The following is a 2,920-nucleotide window of genomic DNA, read 5'->3' as shown; positions in this document are numbered from 1 at the left end:
CGACAGGAGCGATCCGGGGGGCGGCGCGGGCCTCGGGGGATCGGTGGCGTGCGGATCCCCGCGCTGTGGCATGTGCCCGGGGCTGAAGCCGCCGGGCTGACAAGGAAAAGCCCGCTAAAGCGGGCTGAGGGACGAGCGGTCACATCCCGGTGACACGGTGTTTGCCGGTCGGCGCGTGCCCGGGGCTCAAGCCACCGGGCTGATATTTTGGTAAGCCCACTGAAGGGGCTGCGATGGCGACATCCCAGCGTATCCGATCCGGGAGTCTGCCGGGTACCAGTCCCCAGCCCCTTCAGTGGGCTTCGCCGTGTCAGCCCGGCGGCTTTAGCCCCGGGCACATGCCACGGCGCGGGATCCTTCGCACCACCCACCCCGGAACCGGATCCCGGCGCGGGGGCCTCCCACCGCTCACCCCGGGCACTGGCTACAGTGCCCTGACTCTCGCACCACCCAACCGCAGGCACCCGTCACCATCCCGCGCCGTTCCAAATCGGCGACGTGACCCGGCACGGGTGCATTGGGCCGATGCCGATGGCGTGTGGGGCGCTACTCTCTCCGGATCCCACGCGCACCGGCGAAGTGGGTGTCCGGGTGCACCCCGGTGAAGTGCATGGCGGGGCCCCGCACGCGAACGCGTGGCCGGGCATACGCGTGGCGCAGCACGGTGACTGTCCGGCCGGCGCCTCGCAGATCCTGAACCGACCGAACGAACTTCACCGACGCCCAGATGAGCGCGGCGAGCCAGACGAGGCCCAGCAACTCGAGCAGCATTGCCATGGCCGTCTCCTGGTTCCTACGGGACGACCGGAGCCGGCAACCCGGTCTCCAGCCGTCGCGAGAGCAGCGTGCTCACAACACGGACGCTGATAGAACCCGGGTGCGCTCCTCTGGTTTTCAACACGACATAATCACGGGTAGTACGGGTATTATAGTCGTGCGTGAATCATGGCGCACGCCCGCAGCCTCGGGGCGTTCAGATCCCCTCGTGAGCACCGATCACGGCCGACGTATGACGCATGACGGGTGACGCATGACGCATCACGCCCGCGGCACGATCGCCGCCGGGCCGCCCGGCCGCGCGACGACGGCGCTCCCCATCTCTGAGCAGAGGTCGTGCAGACGCCGCAGGAACCAGTCTCGCTCGGGTCCGTCCGCCAGCGTCACGTGCCGGTTCATGATCTGCACCGGCTCGATCTCCAGCCTGAGGCGACCGTCCGGGGCGACCCGCACGAGGAACAGCGCCGAGAGGTCGTTGCGCAGGTCGGGGTCGACCACGTAGTCGTCCACGAAGTCCCCGGTGTCGTAGAGGATGAGCCGGTCGCGGTAGATCTCGACGCCCTGCACCACGTGGGCGCTGTGGCCCCAGAAGATATCCGCCCCGGCCTCGATCACGCGCCGGGCGAAGGCCTGGAACTCAGGGGTCGGCCGCGGTCGCATGTTCGGCCCCCAGTGGATGGTGAACACGACGAGGTCGGCGTCCTGTCGCGCGGCCGCCAGCGCCCGCGCCACCGGGCCGAAGTCCGCCGGGTGGACCGAGACGGGCGTGTAGTTGATGCCGGGTCGGCCGGGCGCGGCCGCCCACTGCCGTGGATGGTCGGCGAAGGCGACCACGGCCACTCGCCAATCCCCGGCCTGGAGCCGGGCTGAGGCGGCTGCCGCTGCGAGGTCCGCACCCGCGCCCGCGTGTGCAATACCCGCGGCGTCGAGCAGGTGCACCGTCTCCAGCAGCCCGGCGGCACCGAAATCGCCGATGTGGTTGTTCGCCAGCGCGGCGAAGTCGATCCCGGCGGCGCGCAGCGTGTCGATCGCCACCGGGTCGGCGCGGAAGTAGAACGCTTTGTAGGCTCCATCGTGCCAGCGTTCCTGCTCGCTGGTGATGGCGCATTCCAGATTGATCAGCCGCAGGTCGGCCTGCCTGAGCGCCGCGCGCACGTCGTCGCCCCAGGGGTACGCGGGGCCATAGCTGGTGATGGCCAGATCGACCATGCGCCCGAGCATCACATCGCCGGTGAGCGCGAGGGTGAGCGGTTGCTGCATCGCCTGCCACTCCGGGGCGTCACGAGTCATGCGTCACGCGTCATGCGTCATACGTCATGCGTCGGCCCGCAGGGCTCACTCATCATAAGGTGCGCAGGAATGGCGCCCCGAACCAGGAGGGTGAGGGCGGACTGGACAAGACCCCCGCACGCCCAATGCGGCGTCACGCGCCCTGTGCGATGCGGCAGAATCAGGGTGGTTGTCGACGGCCGGTGCCGGGAGAGGAGAGAGCGCATGCCGTATCGCTACCTGGAGCACGAGGCGGACGTGGGGCTGGAGGCGTCCGGCGCGGACGTCGCCGAGGCGCTGGAGGCCGGGGTGCAGGGCATGCTCGAACTCATGGCGCGCACCGATTCGGTGCGCCCCGTGGCCCAGACACCGGTCGAGGCGGAGGGTTGGGACCTCGGAGCGCTCTTCGTCTCACTCCTCAACGCGGTGATTGCCGCGCGCGACATCTCCGGCCACTTCTTCCATAGCTTCAAGCTCGACGCGCTGGAGCGCGACGGTGACACCTGGCGAGCGCGCGGTACGCTCACCGGCGAGCCGGTCGACTTTGACCGCCACCAGGTGGGGACGGAGGTCAAGGCCGCCACCTACGCCGGGCTACGTGTCGAGGAGCGCCCGGACGGCGTCACCCTCCGCTGCGTGCTCGACTTGTAATACCCAATTTGGGTGATGCCTGAGTCCGTGTCATCCTGAGCGGAGCTGGCCGGCGCCCCCGCGCAGGGCGGCGGCTCCGTCCGAGCCGAAGGATCTCGTGTCGGATCGGCCACGCAGCGGAGAGATCCTTCGCTGCGCCGGGTGCGGCTAGCCGCCGCTCCCGGCTCCGCTCAGGATGACATCCGCGTGCGCCTATCAAGGTTTGGTATAGCCCGGCCGGGGC

General features: G+C 69.6%; 3 protein-coding genes. 1 reads left to right on the top strand and 2 read right to left on the bottom strand.

Going from position 1 to position 2,920, the window contains the following annotated elements; genetic code table 11:
• Positions 1 to 546: 546 nt before the first annotated feature.
• On the bottom strand, positions 547 to 777 hold the full coding sequence (locus IRZ30_RS16815) for a hypothetical protein (RefSeq protein WP_294086840.1): 231 nt from the start codon (positions 775 to 777) through the stop codon (positions 547 to 549).
• A gap of 261 nt (positions 778 to 1,038) precedes the next feature.
• Positions 1,039 to 2,037 (bottom strand): CapA family protein, encoded by a 999-nt coding sequence (locus tag IRZ30_RS16810; protein ID WP_294086839.1) that lies wholly within the window; start codon positions 2,035 to 2,037, stop codon positions 1,039 to 1,041.
• A gap of 234 nt (positions 2,038 to 2,271) precedes the next feature.
• On the opposite strand from IRZ30_RS16810, the gene IRZ30_RS16805 reads away from it, so the two are divergent.
• Complete coding sequence (locus IRZ30_RS16805) at positions 2,272 to 2,697, top strand: archease (protein WP_294086838.1); 426 nt, start codon at positions 2,272 to 2,274, stop codon at positions 2,695 to 2,697.
• The last annotated feature ends 223 nt before the right edge of the window (positions 2,698 to 2,920 follow it).

It is taken from the genome of Sphaerobacter sp. (assembly GCF_019683595.1).
Lineage (GTDB): Bacteria > Chloroflexota > Chloroflexia > Thermomicrobiales > Thermomicrobiaceae > Sphaerobacter.
Note: the sequence above shows the minus strand (reverse complement) of the source record. Positions and strands in the feature narration are given on the sequence as shown.

Coding starts and splice junctions, on each gene's coding strand:
- IRZ30_RS16810 (WP_294086839.1), bottom strand. CDS start 2,037: ATGCAGCAACCGCTCACCCTCGCGCTCACCGGCGATGTGATGCTCGGG.
- IRZ30_RS16805 (WP_294086838.1), top strand. CDS start 2,272: ATGCCGTATCGCTACCTGGAGCACGAGGCGGACGTGGGGCTGGAGGCG.
- IRZ30_RS16815 (WP_294086840.1), bottom strand. CDS start 777: ATGGCAATGCTGCTCGAGTTGCTGGGCCTCGTCTGGCTCGCCGCGCTC.